Raw genomic sequence first — 19523 nt, 5'->3', positions numbered from 1 at the left:
CATGGTCGCTGCCCCTTCAGTGGACACCTTGTCCATCGACACCCTCTGCATCAACAGCATCCGCTTCCTGGCGATCGATGCCGTCAACAAGGCGAATTCCGGTCACCCGGGCCTGCCGATGGGCGCAGCGCCGATGGCCTATGCGCTGTGGGACAGGGTCCTGAAGCACAACCCCAGCAACCCCGGCTGGTTCAACCGCGACCGCTTCGTGCTCTCGGCCGGCCACGGCTGCATGCTGCTCTATTCGCTGCTGCACCTCACCGGCTACGACAGCGTGGGGCTGGAGGACATCAAGCAGTTCCGCCAGTGGGGCTCCAAGACCCCCGGCCACCCGGAAACCTTTGAAACCGCCGGTGTCGAAGTCACCACCGGCCCTCTCGGCCAGGGCATCGCCAACGCCGTGGGCCTGGCGATCGCCGAAGCCCACATGGCAGCGCGGTTCAACAAGCCCGGCGTTGAGCTGGTTGATCACTACACCTACGTGATCATGGGCGACGGCTGCAATCAGGAAGGGGTGGCCAGCGAAGCCGCCTCCCTGGCGGGCCACCTGGGCCTGGGCAAGCTGATCGCCCTCTACGACGACAACCACATCACGATCGACGGCAACACCGCGGTGTCGTTCACCGAAGACGTGATGAAGCGGTACGAGGCCTATGGCTGGCACGTGCTGCATGTGCCCGATGGCAACACCGATGTGGCGGCGATCACCAAGGCGATCGAGGAGGCCAAGGCGGTCACCGACAAGCCCAGCCTGATCAAGGTCACCACCACCATCGGCTACGGCTCCCCCAACAAAGCCAACACCGCCGGTGTGCACGGCGCCGCCCTCGGCGCTGACGAAGCCGAGCTCACCCGCAAGGCCCTTGGCTGGTCGTATGGACCGTTCGAAGTGCCCCAGGAGGCCTACGACCACTGGCGCCAGGCCCTCAGCCGCGGTGCCGCCGCCGAAGCGCAGTGGAACGCCGACCTGGAGACCTACCGCTCCCAGTACCCCACCGAGGCAGCTGAATTCGAGCGCCAGCTGCGTGGCGAGCTGCCCGAGGGCTGGGAAGCCAAGCTGCCCACCTTCACCCCCGCAGACAAAGGCCTGGCCACCCGCCAGCACTCCTACAACGTGCTCAACGCCGTGGGACCCAGCCTGCCGGAGCTGATCGGCGGCTCCGCCGACCTCACCCACTCCAACCTCACCGACATCAAGGGCGAGGCCAGCTTCCAGAAAGGCGGCGAAGCCAATCGCTACCTGCACTTCGGCGTGCGTGAGCACGCCATGGCCTCGATCCTCAACGGCCTGGCTTATCACGGCAGCGGCCTGGTGCCCTACGGCGGCACCTTCCTGGTGTTCGCGGGCTACATGGTGGGCGCCATGCGCCTGTCGGCCCTCAGCGAGCTGGGCGTGATCTACGTGCTCACCCACGATTCCATCGGCCTCGGCGAAGACGGCCCCACCCATCAACCGGTGGAAACCCTTGCCTCGCTGCGTTCGATCCCCAACCTGCTGGTGATGCGTCCCGGCGATGGCAACGAAACCAGCGGCGCCTACAAGGTGGCGATCAGCAACCGCAAGCGCCCCACCGTGCTGGCCCTCAGCCGCCAGGCGATGGTGAACCAGGCCAACTCGTCGATCGATCAGGTGGCCAAGGGCGGCTACGTGCTGATCGACTGCGACGGCACCCCCGATCTGATCCTGATCGGCTCCGGTACCGAGCTCGACCTCTGCGTCAAGGCCGCCGAGCAACTGAGCGCGGATGGGAAGCAGGTGCGCGTGGTGTCGATGCCCTGTGTGGAGCTGTTCGAGGAGCAGGACGCCAGCTACCGCGAAGCGGTGCTGCCCGCGGCGGTGCGCAAGCGCCTCGTGGTGGAGGCCTCCAGCTCGTTCGGCTGGCACAAGTACTCCGGCTTCGACGGTGACACCGTGTCGATCGATCGCTTCGGTGCCTCCGCCCCTGGCGGTGTGTGCCTCGAGAAGTTCGGCTTCACGGTCGACAACGTGGTGGCGAAGGCGAAGGCCCTGGGCTGAGCCGTTCCGCCATGCCGATGGAGATGCTCGAGCTGTTTCCGCGTTACGTGCTCACGGGCACGTTGCCGGTCGGCACGCTGGAGCCTCTCCTTTCCCTGGCGGAGCGGGTGCTGGCCGATACCGGCCTCACCAGCGATGCCTCCGCGAAGCTCGCCGGCCAGTTGCAGCAGCAGCGCGAACTGGGTCCGCAGTTTCCGGAGATCACGGCCCTGTGCAGCGAGGTGGTGCTGCCGGCCTGCGAGCGCTGGCTGCGCCACGTGATGGAGCGGCAACCGCCCCAGGGTCGCGGCCCCTGGCATCCGGGCCGCTACGGCCTGCAGATGATCGACATCTGGCTCAACAGCCAGCAGGCCGGTGACTACAACCCGGTGCACACCCATGGCGGCTCGTTTTCCGGCGTGCTGTTCCTGAAGGTGCCACCGCAGATCAACGGCACCAGCTTCGACGGCCAGCTCTGCTTCCACGGCCCGGAGGAGTGGCACATCCAGAGCTTCCGTACCGGTATGGCGCACTACGTGCAGCCCGTGCCGGGCACCTTCTATGTGTTCCCCGCCTGGCAGCCCCATTCCGTGCCGCCCTTCCGTGGCGAAGGCGAGCGCTGGTCGCTGGCCTTCAACGTGCAGGCGGTTCCCACGCCGCCAGGGGGGCAAGGAGTCCCGACCGCTGCGGCCGTGCCCCGCGGCCGCCTGGAGGTGGGCCCGGCCATGCCAGTGCCGCCCCCGGCCAGCGGCAACGTGTCGCTGTCCTCCACCCGGAAGCGGCCCGGCGGCTTTGCCTGAGCGGAGCGGGGGCGGCGGGCAGCTGACCCAAGGTCTTGCGCGGCCAGGCCTGTCGCCGAGCTAACCGCGGCGCTGGCGGGGCGGTGAGGCGAGCACCAGCAGCACGGCGCTGACGAGCAGCACCATGGTGGAGAGCACCTGGATCTGGGGCGAGATCTCGCGCTGAAAGGCACCGGCCAGGTAGAGCGGCAGGGTGACGATCTCGCCGGCGGTGAAGCTGCTGATCACGTAGTCGTCGAAGGAGAGGGAAAAGGAGAGCAGGGTGGCCGCCAGCAGGCCAGGCGCCAGCAGCGGCAGGGTGACCCGGCGGAAGGCCGCCAGCGGTGGAGCGCCCAGGTCCTGCGCAGCGAGCTCAAGCGTTGGGTCGAACCCTGCCAGCCGTGCCTTGAGGGTGAGCGCCGCGTAGCTGAGGCAGAACAGGCTGTGGGACAGCAACAAGGTGAGCGGTCCACGGGGCAGATCGACGCGCACGAACAGGGTGAACAGGGCCGTGGCCAGCACGATCTCCGGGTTGGTGAGCGGCAGGGCCAGCAGCAGCTCGATCCAGCGCCCCGCCCGCAGGCGGGCGCGGCTGAGCGCCAGGGCCATCAGCCCGCCCAGCAGCACCGCCAGCAGCGCAGCCGCCAGGGCAAGGCCGAAGCTGGTGAGGAAGGCCTGGGTGAGGGCGACGTTACGCAGCGGATGCCGCCAGTTCTCCAGGGTGAAGCCCTGCCACAGCAGGTTGAAGCGCCCGCGGGGGGCGTTGAAGCTGAACAGCACGGTGACGACCACCGGCGCATACAGCAGGCCATAGGCCAGCGCACTCCATACACCCAGCAGCAGCGCACCGGTTCGGTTCATGGCAGCGGCAGATCCTCCACGCCACGGCTGCGCAGCTGCAGCACCACTGCCACCGAGATCAGCGCCATCAGCATGAGCGTCAGGGCCGCAGCCCGGGGCGCCTGCAGTTGCACCAGCAGCAGGTTGTCGATCGTGTTGGCGATCATCCGCTCATTGGGTCCGCCGAGGAACAGCGGATTCACGACATCACCGGCCGCCGGGATCAGGCTCAGCAGCAGGCCGGCTCCCAGCCCCGGCAGCGACAGGGGCCACACCACCCGAACGAAGGAGCGCAGCGGACCGGCATGCAGATCAGCGGCGGCCTCCAGCAGGCGGGGATCGATCCGCTCCATCGCCACCACCAGCGGCAGCACCAGAAACGGCAGCACCCCATTGGTGAGGCCCAGGATCACCGAAGTGGGCGTGTTCAACAGCCGTCCTTCACGCAGCACCCCCAGCCCATTGAGCAGCTCGGTGAGCCCAAGGGTGTCCAGCGCGCCGAGCACCGGACCGTTGTCCCCGAGCAGGCTGGTCCAGGCAATCGCCCGCACCAGAAAGGACGTGAGCGAGGGCAGCACCACGAGGCCGATCAGCAGCGGTTGCCAGCGGCCGCCATGGAAGCGGATCGCGAAGGCCAGCGGATAGGCCAACACCAGGCCCACGGCCGTGGCCACCAGTGCGTAGCTGAAGGAACGCACCAGGATCGGGCCGTAGGCCTGCAGCACCTCCAGATAGTTCGCCACCCGGCCGGTGAACACCGTGTCGAGGCCGAAGCGGCTGAGCGGCTCCGACAACGACAGGGGCACCAGACCGAGCAGAGGCAGCACATACAGGGCCAGCAGCCACAGCAGGCCCGGGGTCAGCAGCAGCCACGGCCAGTGGCGCCGGAGTTCAGCCCTCAGTGATACGGGCAAAGCGTTCCTCCCAGCGGGCTTCCTCCTGATCGCTGAGCGGCCCGAAGACATGCAGCTTCTTCTGCATGGCCGCATCCGGGAACATCAGCGGGTTGTTTGCCAACGGGGCGGTGGCGGGATCCTTCGCCAGCACCTCGCGCACCCCTTCCACCGGGGAGATGTACTGCACCGCAGCGGCGATGCGTGCCGCTTCCACCGGCTCGTAGACCCAGTTGAGCCAGCGGGCCACCTCCTGCGGGTGGCGGGCGCCCTTGGGCATCAGCATCACGTCGGCCCAGAGCACACCGCCGCTGTCCGGCACCAGGAAGCGCAGGTCGGGCTGCTCCATGGAGAGCTGCGCCACATCCCCCGACCAGCCGATGCAGGCGGCCAGGTTTCCGGCCAGCAGATCGGTCTGGTAGTCGTTGCCGGTGAAGCGACGGATCTGGCCGTCCTTGCGGGCCTGCTCCAACCGGTCGAAGGAGGGCTGGGCTGCGGCCCAGGTGGGGCGGGTGATGTCCTGGCCGTCGGCCAGCATCAGCAGGCCCATGGTGTCGCGCATCTCCAGCAGCGCCGACACGCGGCCCTTGAGCGCTGGATCGAACAGATCATCGATGCCGCGCAGTTCCCGGCCCGTGGCCTTGATGTTGTAAGCAATGCCAGCGATCCCCGACTGCCAGGGCAGGCTGAAGCGCTGCTCCGGATCCCAGGAAGGCTTGCGCAGGGAGGGGACAAGATTGCGGGCGTTGGGCACCTCCGCCAGCGGCAGCGGTTCCATCCAGCCCAGCCGGATCAGCCGTTCGGCCATCCAGCCGGTGAGCACGATCAGGTCCTGGGCGAGCGGCCGGCCGGCAGCCAGCTGGGGCTGGATGCGGGCGAAGAACTGGCGCACATCATTCACGTCCTCGACGTAGCGCACCTGGATGCCGGTGTCCTTCTGGAAGCGCGCCACACTGCCGGGGGCGCCAGGGGCGTCCACATCGATATAGAGGGGGAAGTTGGAGATCACCAGCTCCCTGTCCTTGCCGCCGCCGTCGCCGCCCTCGCTCTGGCCGCCGGTGCCGCCGCCACCCCCACCGCCACAGGCCTGCAGCAGCGGCGGTGTGAGCGCCACCCCCGCAGCCGCCAGCCCCAGCTGGCGCAGAAAGACCCGGCGGCTGCGGGGGGATGGGGCGGAGCCGGAGCGGGAGGGGGTGAACGGACGGGTCATGGGCGGCTGGGCGGCTGGAGGGCGTGGCTGTCGGCGGGGTTCCACCGGCACCAGAGCTCGGTGCCGATGGAGAGATCGTCCGGCAGACCGGCGCTGGTATCGATCGCGATCAGCGGCAGATCATCGGCACAGCGCAGACGCACCTCCACGGTGGCTCCCTGAAAGGCGAGTTCGCGCACCCGCGCCCGCAGTCCCCGCTCCCCTTCCCCCGGCGGGGAGGCGCTGAGCCGCAGGCGCTCGGGCCGCAGCAGCCGCACACCCTCCCCGGCACCGGTGGGCAGCAGGTTGGCGGCGCCCAGGAAGGTGGCCACCACGGCGCTGGTGGGGCGTTCATAGAGCTCCCGCGGCGTGCCCACCTGCTCGAGCCGGCCGCGGTGCAGCACCGCCAGCCGGTCGCTCAGGCTGAGGGCTTCTTCCCGGTCGTGGGTGACCAGCAGGAAGGTGATGCCCACCTCCCGCTGGATGCGCTTGAGCTCGGAGCGCATGGTGCGGCGCAGATCGGGATCGAGTGCCGCCAGCGGTTCGTCCAGCAGCAGGGCAGCCGGGGCGTTCACCAGCGCCCGCGCCAGCGCCACCCGCTGCTGCTGGCCGCCGGAGAGCTGGTGAGGCCGGCGCCGGGCCAGCTCCGTGAGCCGCACCACCTCAAGCGCTTCGCCCACCCGGCGGCGGATCTCCGGCTCCGGCCGGCGCAGCGAACGGGGCCCGAAAGCCACGTTGTCCCAGACGCTGAGGTGCGGGAACAGGGCGTAGTTCTGGAAGACCAGATTCACCGGCCGCCGGTGAGGCGGCGCCTGGGTGAGGTCCTGGCCTTGCAGCAGGATCCGGCCCGCCTGGGGGCGCTCGAAACCGGCGATCAGGCGCAGGGTGGTGGTCTTGCCGCAGCCGGAGGGGCCCAGCAGGGAGAAGAACTCGCCGGCAGCGATCGACAGGCTGAGGTTGTCGAGGGCGGCCTGATCGCCGTAGCGATGGCTCACATGGCGCAGCGCGATCGCCTCGGCGGGGAGGGCCGCGACGCGGCCGCTCTCCAGGACGGGCTGCGTGAGCACAGAGGAAGCGCGAATGGGCCCCCTTTTAGCAATGTCCGGCCCGCTGTGATGTCCACCAGCAGCTGGCATCAGCAGTTGAACAGATGGCGCCGGCATGGGGCAGCGGAGCCAGCCGTTCAGACAGGCGCGACAGGCCATGGCAGGCCTGGGGCCCTAGGTGGCCTACTTGATCGCCACCACCATCGAATCAGGCCCTACGAGGGGTTCCACCCGGCTGCTGGAGAAGCCCGCCTCCCGCATCCAGCCGGCGCAATCGGCGCCGGTGTAATCGAAGCCGCCGGGTGTTTCGATGAGCATGTTGAGGCTCATCATCAGACCGAAGGCATTCTGCGAGCGGTCGTCGTCGATGATGGCCTCGTAGACGATCAGGGCACCGCCGGGCGGGAGTGCGTCGTAGGCCTTGGAGATCAGCATCTTCTTGGTGGCGAGATCCCAGTCGTGCAGGATGTGCCCCATCAGCACCACATCGGCCTGAGGCAAGGCCTGCTGAAAGAAGTCACCCGGCTGGAAGCTGAGGCGATCTGCCACTCCAGCCGCGGCGACATACTCCTCGAACAGCGGCGCCACCTGCGGCAGATCAAAGCCGATGCCCCGCAGGTGTGGGTTGGCGAGGGCGATCTGGGTAGCGAGATCCCCCTGTGCCGTGCCCACATCCACGAATGTGCGTGCGGTCTGCCAGGGGTAGTGGCGGGCGATCGCCATGTTGGCCCCCCGGCTGATGCCGGTCATGGAGGAGAGGAATTCCTTCAGCCGGGCCGGGTCGCTGTAGAGCGTTTCAAACAGCCCCGTGCCGCCGTTGCGCAACTCGTTCTGCGGCGCGCCCGTGCGCAACGCTTCGGTGAGGTGACCCCAGAAGGGATAGAGGCGATGGTTCGCCATCTCAAGAATGCCGCCCAGGTAGGTGGGCTTGTTGGGATCGAGGAAGAGATCGCTGTCCGGAGCATTGGCATAGCCGGCCGGGCCACGGCTGAGGAAGCCGAGGGCCACCAGCGCATCGAGAAAGTCGCGCGCCGCACGCGGATGCAGACCAAGGCGCTCGCTGAGACCTTCGAAAGGTTCCGGACCATCCGCCAGCGCACGGAACACACCGATCTCGATGGCGCTGAGCAATGTTTTCGAGGCCCAGAACGCCAGGCCGGTCTGCAGGATCTTGTCCGGAGTGGGTTGCTCAGGCACGCGGGTCACCAGATGTTGAAGGGGGGTCGCAGCAGCGGCCGTGGTTGAGGGTTGACGCCTCTGACAGCGGTTCGCCGCGGTGCAAGCCCGGCGCTACCGCAGCCTCCCTGACGGCGGCAGGGGCACTGGAGCCTAAAAGAGGAAGGGTCTGTGGCTGAATCGCGCCTTGGCTGAATCACCCTGCCGGCCGTGGCCGAGGGGGCCGGGCGTGGCCCAGGTGGCACCCAACCCGCCACGCCCGAGGCCGTGCGGGTTCCATGACCAGCTGGGACTCCTATAACCACGCTGATGGGCAGGAACAGTGGCCAATCAGCGGCGCCAGCACGTGCGCGCCTTAAAACTCCAGCCGGAGCGACAGCAGCAGCAGGGCAGCAGCCGCACCTGCCGGCGGAGGCGAATGGCTTGAAGCCGTGCAGGCGGAGGCGACCACCTGGGTGTCCCTTCAGCTGGAGACAAACAGCTGGATGTCTCTTCAGGTGGAGGCGAACACCTTGAGCAATGACGCCGCCTGGGGGAAGGATTGCCCGAGGACCTCCAGCTCCATCCGCTCAACCTCCTCCGGCATCACCCGGCCCCACACGGCCGTGCCCAGCAGCGCGTAGCCAAAGGAGCCTCCGGGGGCCACCCGTCCGGCATGGAATGTGCCGCCTGGAATGGCCAGCTGGGGCCGCTGACCAGACGCCAGGTCACTGCCGACCTGCGCGATTGAGGCATGGCCTTCGGGCGACACCAGCAGCACGTGCAGCGGGTCTCCCAGGTGGTGGTGATACACCTGGTCGTGGCAGATGCGGTGCAGCTGGATGCCCCGCTCCGGGCTGGCAAGAAAGTAGAGGGTGCCGCCTGGAATCTCCCGGGCCACGAAGCTCTCGGCCACCCTGCCGCAGGTGCGATGGGGCTCCAGCCCGAGCCAGGCAACCACCTGCTCGGCGCTGGGTGGCTGGGCCCCTTTCGGGCCGTGGCCGGGCAACTTCAGACCCCTACCGGCTGGCCGGCAGCCGCCTGGGCCTTCAGCACGTCTTCGAGGCCGGCGAGATCCTCATCGGTGATCTTGGTCTGCATCGGGCAGTGCTTGGGACCGCACATTGAGCAGAACTCCGCCTGCTTGTAGATGTCGGCCGGCAGGGTTTCGTCGTGGTACTCGCGGGCGCGCTCGGGATCGAGCGAGAGCTCAAACTGACGGTTCCAGTCGAAGGCGTAGCGGGCACGGCTGAGTTCGTCGTCGCGATCGCGGGCGCCGGGGCGGTGGCGGGCGATGTCGGCGGCGTGGGCGGCGATCTTGTAGGCGATCAGGCCCTCACGCACATCCTCGGCATTGGGCAGGCCCAGGTGCTCCTTCGGGGTGACGTAGCAGAGCATGGCCGTGCCGTGCCAGCCGGCCAGGGCGGCACCGATCGCGCTGGTGATGTGGTCGTAGCCAGGGGCAATGTCCGTCACCAGCGGGCCGAGCACATAGAAGGGCGCTTCGCTGCACTCCTCCATCTGCTTCTTGACGTTGAACTCGATCTGGTCCATCGGCACGTGGCCGGGGCCCTCCACCATCACCTGGATGTCGTGCTCCCAGGCGCGGCGGGTGAGCTGGCCGAGGGTTTTCAGCTCCGCCAGCTGGGCGGCATCGGAGGCATCGTGCTGACAGCCCGGCCGCAACGAATCGCCCAACGAAAAACTGCAGTCGTAACGCTTGAAGATCTCGATGATGTCGTCGAAGCGGGTGAACAGCGGGTTCTGCTTGTGGTGGTAAAGCATCCACTGGGCCAGGATGCCGCCGCCGCGGCTCACGATCCCCGTGAGGCGGCCCTTCACCAGCGGCAGGTGCTCGATCAGCAGACCGGCGTGGATGGTCTGGTAATCGACGCCCTGCTGGCAGTGCTTCTCGATGATGTGCAGGAAATCATCGGCATCAAGCTTCTCGATCGAGCCGTGCACGCTTTCGAGCGCCTGATATACCGGCACGGTGCCGATCGGCACAGTGGAGGCGTTGATGATCGCCGTGCGCACCTCATCGAGATTGACGCCGCCGGTGGAGAGATCCATCACCGTGTCGGCGCCGTACTTCACCGCCAGCCGCAGTTTTGCCACCTCTTCCTCGAGGTCGGAGGCATTGGGAGAAGCGCCGATGTTGGCGTTCACCTTGCACCTGGAGGCGATGCCGATCGCCATCGGCTCGAGATTGGTGTGGTTGATGTTGGCGGGGATGATCATGCGGCCCCGGGCCACCTCCTCCATCACCAGTGATTCGGGCAGGTTCTCCCGCTTGGCCACGTAGGCCATCTCCTCGGTGATCACACCCTGGCGGGCGTAATGCATCTGCGACACGTTGGCGTCGCCGCGACGCTTCTCAATCCAGGCGCTGCGCATGATCGACTCGAGAAATGGGGCGTTCGGACCGGGTCGCTGGGAAGCGAGGACACAACTCCGGAACCGGGCGCCACCGGGGCCGATCGGACCGCGGTTGCATTCGGGACACTTCCCTGCGCCGGCATGACCCGGATCAGGTTCGGAGGGTGTGATCTCAGCCGAGGCCCAGGCGCACTTCCGGTGGGAAGCAGGCTCGGGGCGGCACCCCTAGTGACCGACCAAAGCTAGCAAGGGTGCCTGTGAATGCCGGAGTTCAGCACAGAACCCATTCAGGGCTGCAGTCCGTTGAGGGCGGCCGCCACCACCCGGTGGTCGGGGTCGTTCTGCAGACCGCGCAACAGCGCCCGCACCGCTTCGGCACCCTCCGCCGGCGCCGCTTCATGCGCCAGCCGGCCGAGGATTTCGGCGCCACCCACCCGCACCGAGCTGTCGGGATCGGCGATCGCCATGCGCGCCAGCTCAAGCAGCGGTTCAAAGCCCATCAACGCCTGCTCGGCCAGGGCCGAGAGGATGCTGCAGCGCACCAGCCACTGGTCGTCGGCGGCGAAGGCCTCGCGCAGCAGCGGCCAGGCCTGCTCGGCGCCATAGCTGGCCAGGGCGTTGGCGGCCTCCGCCCGCACGTTGGCGTCGTCGTCGTGGCGCAGGGCCCGCTGCAGCGCCTCCCAGCCCGCCGCACTGCGCTTCACGCCCAGGCCGGCGCAGCTGAGCGAGCGCACGATGAAGGGTTCCTGCTCCAGGCCGAGCAGCAGCAGCGGGATCGCCACCTCGCTTTCCACGCCCCGCAGCCCCGCCAGGGCCGGCATCGCCTGCACCGGATCACCGGAGGCGATGGCGGCGCGCAGGGCGTCCGCATCCAGCGGCGGCTTGCTGTCGGAAGAGGAATCGGCCATGGCTCCACCCTGTCACGGAGGGGGAGGAAATGACTGCACCTGCCGGAGGCATTCCCGCACCACCCGGCGGCGACGACGGCGGCGCAGGCTGCTGCTCACCAGCAGGCCGCTGCCGATCAGCAGCGCCGGCAGACCCTGCACCCGCTGGATTCCCTGACGCGACACGATGCTGATCAGCGCCAGCAGGATCAGCAGCGGCGCCGACAGCGCCAGCAGCGCGCGGAGGGTGCGGTCGCGGGCGCTCACACCCGGCGCTCCATCCAGAGCAGCAGGCTGAGCGTGAGCACCTGCACGCCGACGGCGATCGCCCCTTCGTCAGGGTCGAAGCCGCCATTGTGGAGGGCCGCGCAACCCTCGGGCCCGGCCACCCCCAGCCGGAACATGGTGCCCGGCGCAGCGGTGAGCAGCTCGGCGAAATCCTCCGCCCCCAGGGACGGCTGCTCCAGCCGCCGCACCTGCGGACGATCGAGCAGCGCCAGGGCCGCCTCCTCCACCAGCTCGGTGAGCGCCGGGTCGTTGTGCACCGGCGGCGAGATGCAGCGGTAGCGCACCCGCGCCTCGCCGCCGTAGCCGCGGCAGATGGCATGCACCGTGTCCTCGATCCAGCCGGGCAGTTCGGCGTGCACCTCGGTGTCGAGGCAGCGCACCGTGCCCAGCAGGCGCACATGGTCGGCGATCACATTGAAGGCCTTGCCCCCCTCGATCCTGCCGAAGCTCACCACCACCGGCTGCAGCGCATCCAGCCGCCGGCTGATCGCCTCCTGCAGACCGCTCACCACCCGGGCCGCGATCCAGATCGCATCGGTGGACTGGTGCGGGCGGGCGCCGTGGCCGCCTTCGCCGAGCACCTCCACTTCCAGCTCGCCCGCCGCGGCCGTGAGGCTGCCGCTGCGCACGCCGATGCTGCCCACCGGCAGACTCGGAAACACATGCACGCCGAACAGGGCCTGCACCCCCTCCATGGCGCCGTCGGCCAGCATCCAGGCCGCCCCCTGGGCGATTTCCTCGGCCGGCTGAAACAGCAGCCGCACCCGGGCCGTGAGCCGCGGGGCGAGGGGCGCCAGCAGCCGCGCCACCCCCAGGCCGATCGCGGTGTGCATGTCGTGCCCACAGGCATGCATCAGCCCCTGATGGCAGGAGGCGAAGGGCAGGCCCGTGCGCTCCTCCACCGGCAGCGCGTCCATGTCGACCCGCAGAGCCAGCAGTGGCGCCGCTTCAGGGCCAAGCTCCGCGACCACGCCGGTACGGCCCACCCCTTCGCGCACGTTCCACCCCAGCAGGCGCAGCTCCCCGGCCACCAGGGCGGCGGTCTGGTGTTCGGCCCCGCTCAGCTCCGGATGGGCATGGATGTGGCGGCGCAGCCCGATCAACTCCGGCATCGCCTGCTGGAGGGCCGCCTCCAGCTCAAACTGCTGCCAGAGCGTCAGCGGCGCGACCGGCAGGCTGGACAGGGACGGACGCGTTGACGCGGCAGGGCTCATCGACGGGCCAGTTGCAGAAAATCCTGAAGAGCGTGCACCGGCAGGGGAGGCCAGCGCCGTATCTGCAGGAGCCATTCTGGCTGCCGGTAGCGGGGGTCGAGGCCGGAGGCCGCCGCCCAGTTGCTCTCCGCCTCCCCCGATGCGCCGCGTTGCCACAGCACAGCCGTGAGGCCGGCGCGGGCATCGGCGAACAGCGGGTAGCGGCGAATCAGCAGGCGCAGTTCCCGCTCAGCCGCCGCCCCATCCCCCTGCTGGAAGGCCGCCAGGGCGGCGCTGGAGCGGGCCATCGCAAAGCCCGGCCGGGCCAGATCGGCCGCTTCGAAGCAGCGGCGCGCCTGGTCCCAATGCCCCTGGGAGCCGCGGACATTGCCGAGGTTGTAGAGCGCCGCCGCATCGGCCGGATCGTTCTGCAGGATCGCCTCGTAGTCGGCGGCGGCCAGGTCCCACTGCTGCAGGGACTCCTCGGCGATGCCCCGGTTCAGGTAGGGGTCGGCGCTGGCGGGTTCGAGCGCGATCGCGCGGTTCTGGTCGCTGATCGCGCCCTGCGGATCCCCCATCGCCAGCCGCACGTTGCCGCGGTTGCTCCAGGCGGAGGCATCACCGGGCAGCTGCTCCACCACCTGATCCCACAGGGGCAGGGCCTCACCGAAGCGCCCCTCGCGGCTGGCGCTCAGGGCCGCATCAAACAGCTGGGGCACGCTCATTTGCGCGGCCAGCAACACCGCCAGCAGGGTGGCGAGCATCAGGCCGCCTCCGGCCAGGCGAGGTGTTCACGGGCGGCGGCGGTGGCGATGCGGCCGCGCGGGGTGCGCTGCAGGAAGCCCAGCTGCAGCAGGAAGGGCTCCACCACCGTTTCCAGCGTGACCGGGTCTTCGCCCAACCCGGCGGCCAGGGTCTCGAGACCCACCGGGCCACCGCCGTAGCCCTCCAGCAGCAGCTGCAGCAACCGCCGGTCGCTGGCATCGAGGCCACGGGCATCCACGCGGTGCAGGCTGAGGGCTTCAGCCACCAGCGCCGCATCGATGCAGGCGTGGCCGCGCACGCTCGCCACATCCCGGATACGACGCAGCAGGCGGTTGGCGATCCGGGGGGTGCCGCGGCAGCGGCGGGCCACCTCGATCGCAGCATCGCCGGCGAGCTCGAGCTTCAGCAGGCCGGCGGCCCGCTCCACGATCGCCTGCAGATCGGGCAGGTCGTAGAACTCCAGCCGCTGGATCAGCCCGAAGCGATCCCGCAGCGGTGAACTCAACGCTCCTGCCCGGGTGGTGGCCCCCACCAGCGTGAACGGCGCCAGCGGCACGGCGCGGGTGCGGGCCGTGGTGCCCTTGCCCACGGTGAGATCCAGCCGGCAGTCCTCCATCGCCGGGTAGAGCAGTTCTTCCGCCACCCGGTTGAGCCGGTGGATCTCATCGATGAACAGCAGGTCGCGCGGCTGCAGGTTCATCAGCAGCCCGACGATGTCGCGCGGGCGTTCCAGCGCCGGCGCACTGGTGATGCGGCAGCGCACGCCCAGCTCCTCGGCCAGCACCAGGGCCATGGTGGTCTTGCCGAGGCCGGGGGGGCCATAGAGGAGAACGTGATCGAGCGCATCGCCGCGGTTGCGTGTGGCCTCCACCGCGATCGCGAGCACCTGCTTGAGCTCCCGCTGGCCGATGTACTCGCCGAGCCGGCGCGGGCGGAGCGTGTCCTCGCGCAGCAGCCGCGGGGCTTCGGCTGTGCCGCTCAGCTCAGCGGCGCCGGCTGAATCGGCTGGGTCGCCGGCGTCAGCCCTGTCGAGGCCTGCGGCGGGGTCCAGGGCGCTGTCATACGGATGGGGCTGCGCATCCACCAGGCGTCTGGAGCCCAGGCGACTGGAGCCCTTGCCAGAGGCTCGATCGGACGGGCCGGAGGACACGATCGCCATGGCAGGAGCGTAGGGAGGACCGGGCCTGCTTAGGGTCGAGCCTGAGGCCGGGGGTGGCAATGGCGAAGGCAGCGGGAAAGAAAGCCGCGCGGGCAGCCCGTGATGCGGCCAACCGCCTGCTGGCCGACAACCGCTTCGCCCGTCACCAGTACGAGATTCTCGAAACGCTGGAAACCGGTCTGGAGCTGGTGGGCACCGAGGTGAAGTCGATCCGGGCCGGCAAGGCCAACCTGCGCGATGGCTTCTGCCTGATCCGCCAAGGGGAACTGCAGCTGCACAACGTGCATATCTCGCCCCACAGCCACGCCGGCGCCTATTTCAACCACGAGCCGCTGCGCACCCGCAAGCTGCTGGCCCACCGCCGCGAGATCGACAGGCTGCGCATCGCCATCGATCAGAAGGGGCTGACGCTCATCCCCCTGAACCTGCACCTCAAGGGCTCATGGATCAAGCTCACGCTCGGCCTGGCCAAGGGCCGCAAGCTGCACGACAAACGCCAGGAGGAGCGCCGCAAGGACGCCGACAGGGAAGTGCGCGCGGCCTTGACCCGCGGCTGAACCCGGCCACCGCCCCCGGCCCGGTGGCACGCCATACAGTCGCCACGCCCCATCGCCAGCAGCTGCCATGTCGGCATTGACCCGCTGCCTGCAGGAAGAGGCCGCCGCGATCGCCGCTGCCGCAGGCCGGATCGAAAGCCGCCAGGTGGATGCAGCCCTGGCGATGCTGGACCGCTGCGCCGACCAACGGGCCAAGCTCGTGATCACGGGGGTAGGCAAGAGCGGCATCGTGGCCCGCAAGATCGCGGCCACCTTCTCCTCGATCGGGCTGATGTCGCTGTACCTCAACCCGCTCGATGCCCTGCACGGAGACCTGGGTGTGGTGGCCCCGCAGGACGTGGTGCTGCTGCTCTCCAACAGCGGCGAAACCGGCGAACTGCTCGAAATCCTTCCCCACCTGCGCCGGCGTGGCACCGGCCGCATCGCCCTGGTGGGAAAACTGCAGTCGAGCCTGGCCCGCGGCTGCGATGTCGTGCTCGATGCCTCGGTGGACCGGGAGGTCTGCCCGCTCAATCTGGCCCCCACCGCCAGCACGGCGGTGGCGATGGCGATCGGCGATGCCCTGGCCGCCGTATGGATGGAGCGGCGCGGCATCTCCCCGGCCGACTTCGCCCTCAACCATCCGGCCGGTGCGCTCGGCAAACAGCTCACGCTCACAGTGGCCGATCTGATGCTGCCCACCACCCAGCTGCATCCGCTGGAGGAAAGCGACAGCCTCAGCGCCGTGATCGCCCTGCTCACGCGCGATGGTGCCGGGGCCTGCTGGGTGCGCCGCAGCGGCGCGCCGCAGCAGCTGGCGGGCCTGATCACCGACGGCGACCTGCGCCGGGCCCTGGAGCAGAACGCCGCGTCCGGCTGGGCTGAGCTGTGCGCCAGTCAGCTGATGACGGCCGATCCGATCACGGTGGGGCCGGGCATGCTGGCAGTGGAAGCGTTGGAACGCATGGAGCGCAACAGCCGCAAGCCGATCGGCGTGCTGCCCGTGCTCGACGACGCGGGAACCATGCTGGGCCTGCTGCGACTCCACGACCTGATCCAGGCGGGGCTGAGCCCCAGCTTGAGCTGAAGGTGTGGCCGCATGGCGTCCTGCAGAGTGGGCGGGGCCCGCTCAGGCGGCAGCCAGGCGGCGGGCCTGCTCCAGCTGGGCGGCGGTGTCGACCGAGAGGAAATCACCCTCCACCGAGAAGGTGCCCACCGTGAGGCCCGCCTCGATCAGCCGCAGCTGCTCCAGCTTCTCGGTGTGCTCCAGCGGTGAGTGGGGCAAGCCATTCCAGCGGGCCAGCACGTCGGCGCGGTAGCCGTAGATGCCTACATGGCCCCAGTAGGGCGCATGGGCGTGCCAGTGCTGCGGATCCTCACCGCGTACGTGCGGGATGGCGGAGCGGGAGAAGTAGAGCGCGCGGCCGTCGGCCGCCAGCAGCGTCTTGACCACATTGGGGTCGTGGATCTTCTCCGGCGGCATTCGGTAGATCGGGGTGAGCACCTCCGGCGTGGGCGTGCGCCGCTCAAACTCCAGTGCCATCGCATCGATCACGGCCGGATCAATGAACGGCTGATCCCCCTGCACATTGATGATCACGCTGCGGGCCGCGGCCAAGGCGCCACCCGTGGCCCCAGCCCGGGCAATCAGGGCCTCCACCACCGAGGCGAGCCGCTCGCTGCCGGAGCTGCAGCTGGCGCTGGTCATCAGCACCGGAAATCCCCAGCCCTCGGCCGCCGCCCGCAGCACCTCGCTGTCGGTGCAGAGCACCACCGCAGCAGGCCGCTGCGCCAGGCGGCAACGCAGCAGCACCCGCTGCAGCATCGGCTGGCCGCCGATGTCGGCCATCACCTTGTTGGGCAGGCGGGACGACTCCAGCCGCGCCGGCACGGCCACCACGCAGGCCAGCGCCGGTGGGCTGGCGAGGGCGGCAGGCTCAGGCGCCGAGGCGCCACCACCGTGCTGCCGATCGCTCAAGCCACTGCCCGTCATCTGCTGCCAAGACCCTGGTGGCGGGAGCCTATTCCCACAGCGCCGTGAGGCTGCGGGCCTGCCGCACCAGCGCTTCCACCCGCTCGGGCGCCGCCGCTGGCCGGGCGCCGGCCTCCATCTGCCGGTACACATCCGCCACCCGCCAGGCGGCGGTGTCGGGGTCGGCGGCATGGCGGGGGATCAGGTGCGCGTGCAGGTGCCGGGCCCCCTCCCCGAAAGCGATCACATAGACGCGCTCGCAGCCGGTGAGCTGGCGCACCAGGGCACTGCAGCGCTGCAACATCGGCCCGAAGCCCGCCGCCTCCGCGGCGGTGAAGGCGGCCGGGCCATCGAGGTGGCGGACCGCATCGAGCAGCAGCCAGCCCGGCAGCGGCGCCGGTGTGGGGTGATGCCGCAGCAGCCACAGGGGCTGGCGCAGGATCTCGTACCGGGCGATCGCCTCGGGCTCGGCGTGCAGACGGCAGACGCCACAACCGGCGGCCGCTTCGCTCAATCCCACAGACGCATGGCGTCGTCGCGGGCGGCATACCAGCGGGCGGCCAGGGGCCCGCCCATCGTGCGGCATTCACGGAACCAGGGGCCGCCCAGCGTCCAGTGCAGCAGGGCGGCACCGCCCGCCTCCGGTGCCAGCGGCGGCGGCGCCTGCACATCGACGAGATGGTTCCAGCGGTCGGGCAGGGCGCCGATCTCGTGATCCCCCGCCAACCAGTGGAAGCGGTGCAGATCGAGGCCGGAGGCGGTGTTGACGTACTCGGGGGTGAGCGCGGTGCAGCGGCTGGTGTTGAACAGCATCAACGAACTCCAGTTTTTCTTCGGATAGGCCGATTGCCGCTCACCGAGAAACTTCACGGTTTCGCCAGGAACGTGATCGTGCTGCACGCACATCACCGCGAAGCGATCATCCCGCAGGGCCCAGAGTTCAGTGATGTCACTGAGACACAACATGTCGCAGTCCATGAAAATCGCCCAGCCCTGATAGCCGCACAGCTGCGGCACGAGGAAGCGGGTGAACGAAAAGGCCGTGCTTTGCCTGGGATCCCGCTGGCGCCAGTACAACCCCTGGCACTCCAGCTGCGGCGTCTCGAGTGGTGTGATCGCCAGCGTTTGTGTGCTGGTCTGATACAGACTGTCGATCAACACATTGGTGGCCGCCCGCTCGCGCGGATCGACACCGATGAAAATGGGGATGGGCCTACTCATTGGGGTGAGCATATGTCCCGGCTCCCGTGAGCCATGCTGAGGGCACCTGCACGCGGTGGACCGTGAGTTTCATCCTGATCGCCGGCCCCTGTGTGATCGAAAGCCCGGAACTTGTGTTCGAGGTGGCCGAGCGGGTCAAGGCCATCACCGAGCGGCTCGGCATCACCTATGTGTTCAAGGCCAGCTTCGACAAGGCCAACCGCAGCTCCGGCGGCTCCTTCCGCGGCCCCGGCGTGGCCGAGGGCCTGGAGGTGCTGGCGGAGGTGAAGCGCCGCACCGGGCTGCCTCTGCTCACCGACATTCACGAAAGCCAGCAGGCTGCTCCAGTGGCCGCCGTGGTGGACGTGCTGCAGATTCCCGCCTTCCTCTGCCGTCAGACCGATCTGCTGCTGGCCGCCGCTGATGCCGTTCGCGGCACCGGCAAGACGATCAACGTGAAGAAAGGCCAGTTCCTCGCCCCCTGGGACATGGCGCAGGTGGTGACCAAACTGCGCGAGGCCGGCGTGGAGAAGCTTTGGCTCACCGAGCGGGGCTCCAGCTTCGGATACAACACCCTGGTGGTGGACTACCGCGGCCTGCCCCAGCTGCGGGCGCTCGGCTGCCCGGTGATCTTCGATGCCACCCACTCGGTGCAGCAGCCCGGTGGTCGTGGCAGCAGCAGCGGTGGCCAGCGTGAATACGTGGCGCCGCTGGCGCGCGCCGCCGTGGCCGTGGGGGTGGACGGCCTGTTCATGGAGGTGCATCCCGACCCGGAGAACGCCCTCAGCGACGGGCCCAACATGGTGCCGCTGCATCGGCTCGAACCCCTGCTGGAGCAGTTGCTGGCGATCCGCGCCCCGCTGCAGCAGCGCCCTGAAGCGGTCAGCACGCTGTGAATGGCGGCTGGCTGGCCTGCGGCCGCAGCCGGCTGGCGGCGCGGCGCTGCCGCGATCGGCTGCGGCAGCTGAAGCTGCTGGTGCTGGATGTGGACGGGGTGCTCACCGATGGCGGCCTCTGGACCACCGAGAGCGGTGAGGTGATCAAACGCTTCGATGTGCGCGACGGGCTGGGCATCCGCCTGCTGCAGCAGGCCGGGCTGGAGGTGGCCCTGCTCAGCGGCGGCAAGAGCGGGGCCACCGAGCAGCGGGCCCGCTACCTGGGCGTGCAGCACTGCCTCACCGGCGTGAAGGACAAACCGGCCGCCCTGGCGGCACTGCAGCGGCAGCGGTGGATGACCCCCGGCGCC

21 protein-coding genes and 1 riboswitch are annotated in these 19523 nt (G+C 69.2%); of the genes, 6 read left to right on the top strand and 15 right to left on the bottom strand.

Features of this window, described 5'->3' with window-relative positions; translation table 11 throughout:
- Position 1 precedes the first annotated feature (1 nt).
- Together tkt and KBY86_RS13650 are read left to right on the top strand one after the other, a co-directional pair.
- Positions 2 to 2017: a transketolase gene (tkt, locus tag KBY86_RS13655; protein ID WP_255100615.1), complete on the top strand. Its 2016-nt coding sequence runs from the start codon at positions 2 to 4 to the stop codon at positions 2015 to 2017.
- A gap of 17 nt (positions 2018 to 2034) precedes the next feature.
- Positions 2035 to 2796 (top strand): putative 2OG-Fe(II) oxygenase, encoded by a 762-nt coding sequence (locus KBY86_RS13650; RefSeq protein WP_255141546.1) that lies wholly within the window; start codon positions 2035 to 2037, stop codon positions 2794 to 2796.
- A gap of 60 nt (positions 2797 to 2856) precedes the next feature.
- On the opposite strand, the gene KBY86_RS13645 is transcribed toward KBY86_RS13650, so the two are convergent.
- The 12 genes from KBY86_RS13645 to ruvB form a co-directional block, all read right to left on the bottom strand.
- On the bottom strand, positions 2857 to 3636 hold the full coding sequence (locus KBY86_RS13645; RefSeq protein ID WP_255141527.1) for an ABC transporter permease: 780 nt from the start codon (positions 3634 to 3636) through the stop codon (positions 2857 to 2859).
- Positions 3633 to 4529 (bottom strand): ABC transporter permease, encoded by an 897-nt coding sequence (locus KBY86_RS13640; protein WP_255141525.1) that lies wholly within the window; start codon positions 4527 to 4529, stop codon positions 3633 to 3635. The genes KBY86_RS13645 and KBY86_RS13640 overlap by 4 nt, the downstream gene beginning before the upstream one ends.
- A complete protein-coding gene (locus KBY86_RS13635; protein ID WP_255141524.1) occupies positions 4507 to 5718 on the bottom strand; it encodes a PotD/PotF family extracellular solute-binding protein in 1212 nt (403 codons plus the stop codon). The genes KBY86_RS13640 and KBY86_RS13635 overlap by 23 nt, the downstream gene beginning before the upstream one ends.
- Positions 5715 to 6764: an ABC transporter ATP-binding protein gene (locus tag KBY86_RS13630; RefSeq protein ID WP_255141523.1), complete on the bottom strand. Its 1050-nt coding sequence runs from the start codon at positions 6762 to 6764 to the stop codon at positions 5715 to 5717. Before KBY86_RS13630 ends, KBY86_RS13635 begins: the two co-directional genes overlap by 4 nt.
- Before the next feature lie 162 nt (positions 6765 to 6926).
- Positions 6927 to 7949, bottom strand: a complete 1023-nt coding sequence (locus tag KBY86_RS13625) for an acetylserotonin O-methyltransferase (RefSeq protein WP_255141522.1) — start codon at positions 7947 to 7949, stop codon at positions 6927 to 6929.
- A gap of 463 nt (positions 7950 to 8412) precedes the next feature.
- Positions 8413 to 8907, bottom strand: a complete 495-nt coding sequence (locus tag KBY86_RS13620; protein WP_255141520.1) for a cupin domain-containing protein — start codon at positions 8905 to 8907, stop codon at positions 8413 to 8415.
- Positions 8908 to 8909: 2 nt separating this feature from the next.
- Positions 8910 to 10295 (bottom strand): phosphomethylpyrimidine synthase ThiC, encoded by a 1386-nt coding sequence (gene thiC, locus KBY86_RS13615; protein WP_094513674.1) that lies wholly within the window; start codon positions 10293 to 10295, stop codon positions 8910 to 8912.
- 93 nt (positions 10296 to 10388) lie between these two features.
- A riboswitch (TPP riboswitch) is annotated at positions 10389 to 10514 on the bottom strand.
- Between the two features lie 50 nt (positions 10515 to 10564).
- Positions 10565 to 11185, bottom strand: coding sequence for a HEAT repeat domain-containing protein (locus KBY86_RS13610; RefSeq protein WP_255141519.1), 621 nt, complete (start codon positions 11183 to 11185; stop codon positions 10565 to 10567).
- Positions 11186 to 11197: 12 nt separating this feature from the next.
- Positions 11198 to 11431, bottom strand: coding sequence for a DUF3188 domain-containing protein (locus tag KBY86_RS13605; protein ID WP_255100608.1), 234 nt, complete (start codon positions 11429 to 11431; stop codon positions 11198 to 11200).
- Positions 11428 to 12564 carry an amidohydrolase gene (locus KBY86_RS13600; RefSeq protein ID WP_255141544.1) on the bottom strand — a complete coding sequence of 379 codons (1137 nt, stop codon included), beginning with the start codon at positions 12562 to 12564 and terminating at the stop codon, positions 11428 to 11430. Before KBY86_RS13600 ends, KBY86_RS13605 begins: the two co-directional genes overlap by 4 nt.
- A 98-nt stretch (positions 12565 to 12662) precedes the next feature.
- Positions 12663 to 13409 carry a tetratricopeptide repeat protein gene (locus KBY86_RS13595; RefSeq protein WP_255141517.1) on the bottom strand — a complete coding sequence of 249 codons (747 nt, stop codon included), beginning with the start codon at positions 13407 to 13409 and terminating at the stop codon, positions 12663 to 12665.
- Positions 13409 to 14569, bottom strand: a complete 1161-nt coding sequence (ruvB, locus tag KBY86_RS13590; RefSeq protein WP_255141516.1) for a Holliday junction branch migration DNA helicase RuvB — start codon at positions 14567 to 14569, stop codon at positions 13409 to 13411. The genes KBY86_RS13595 and ruvB overlap by 1 nt, the downstream gene beginning before the upstream one ends.
- 59 nt (positions 14570 to 14628) lie before the next feature.
- Here ruvB and smpB point away from each other — a divergent pair, with 59 nt between their 5' ends.
- Positions 14629 to 15126: an SsrA-binding protein SmpB gene (smpB, locus tag KBY86_RS13585; RefSeq protein WP_094513691.1), complete on the top strand. Its 498-nt coding sequence runs from the start codon at positions 14629 to 14631 to the stop codon at positions 15124 to 15126.
- A 67-nt stretch (positions 15127 to 15193) separates the two neighbouring features.
- On the top strand, positions 15194 to 16192 hold the full coding sequence (locus tag KBY86_RS13580) for an SIS domain-containing protein (RefSeq protein WP_255141514.1): 999 nt from the start codon (positions 15194 to 15196) through the stop codon (positions 16190 to 16192).
- Positions 16193 to 16234: 42 nt separating this feature from the next.
- Here the strand turns inward: KBY86_RS13580 and kdsB are convergent, their stop codons facing one another.
- From kdsB to KBY86_RS13565, 3 genes are read right to left on the bottom strand one after another with little or no spacing between them, the layout of a single operon-like run.
- Positions 16235 to 17098 (bottom strand): 3-deoxy-manno-octulosonate cytidylyltransferase, encoded by an 864-nt coding sequence (gene kdsB, locus KBY86_RS13575; RefSeq protein WP_255141512.1) that lies wholly within the window; start codon positions 17096 to 17098, stop codon positions 16235 to 16237.
- A 28-nt stretch (positions 17099 to 17126) separates the two neighbouring features.
- Positions 17127 to 17597, bottom strand: a complete 471-nt coding sequence (locus tag KBY86_RS13570; RefSeq protein WP_399221587.1) for a diadenosine tetraphosphate hydrolase — start codon at positions 17595 to 17597, stop codon at positions 17127 to 17129.
- On the bottom strand, positions 17588 to 18298 hold the full coding sequence (locus KBY86_RS13565; protein WP_255141510.1) for a glycosyltransferase: 711 nt from the start codon (positions 18296 to 18298) through the stop codon (positions 17588 to 17590). Before KBY86_RS13565 ends, KBY86_RS13570 begins: the two co-directional genes overlap by 10 nt.
- A 26-nt stretch (positions 18299 to 18324) precedes the next feature.
- Between KBY86_RS13565 and kdsA the strand changes: the two genes are divergently transcribed.
- Positions 18325 to 19173, top strand: coding sequence for a 3-deoxy-8-phosphooctulonate synthase (gene kdsA / locus KBY86_RS13560; protein ID WP_255100603.1), 849 nt, complete (start codon positions 18325 to 18327; stop codon positions 19171 to 19173).
- A partial coding sequence (locus tag KBY86_RS13555) for a KdsC family phosphatase (protein WP_399221585.1) occupies positions 19170 to 19523 on the top strand: 354 nt, incomplete at its 3' end. The genes kdsA and KBY86_RS13555, both read left to right, overlap by 4 nt.

The organism is Synechococcus sp. Lug-A (assembly GCF_024345655.1).
Lineage (GTDB): Bacteria > Cyanobacteriota > Cyanobacteriia > PCC-6307 > Cyanobiaceae > MW101C3.
Note: the sequence above shows the minus strand (reverse complement) of the source record. Positions and strands in the feature narration are given on the sequence as shown.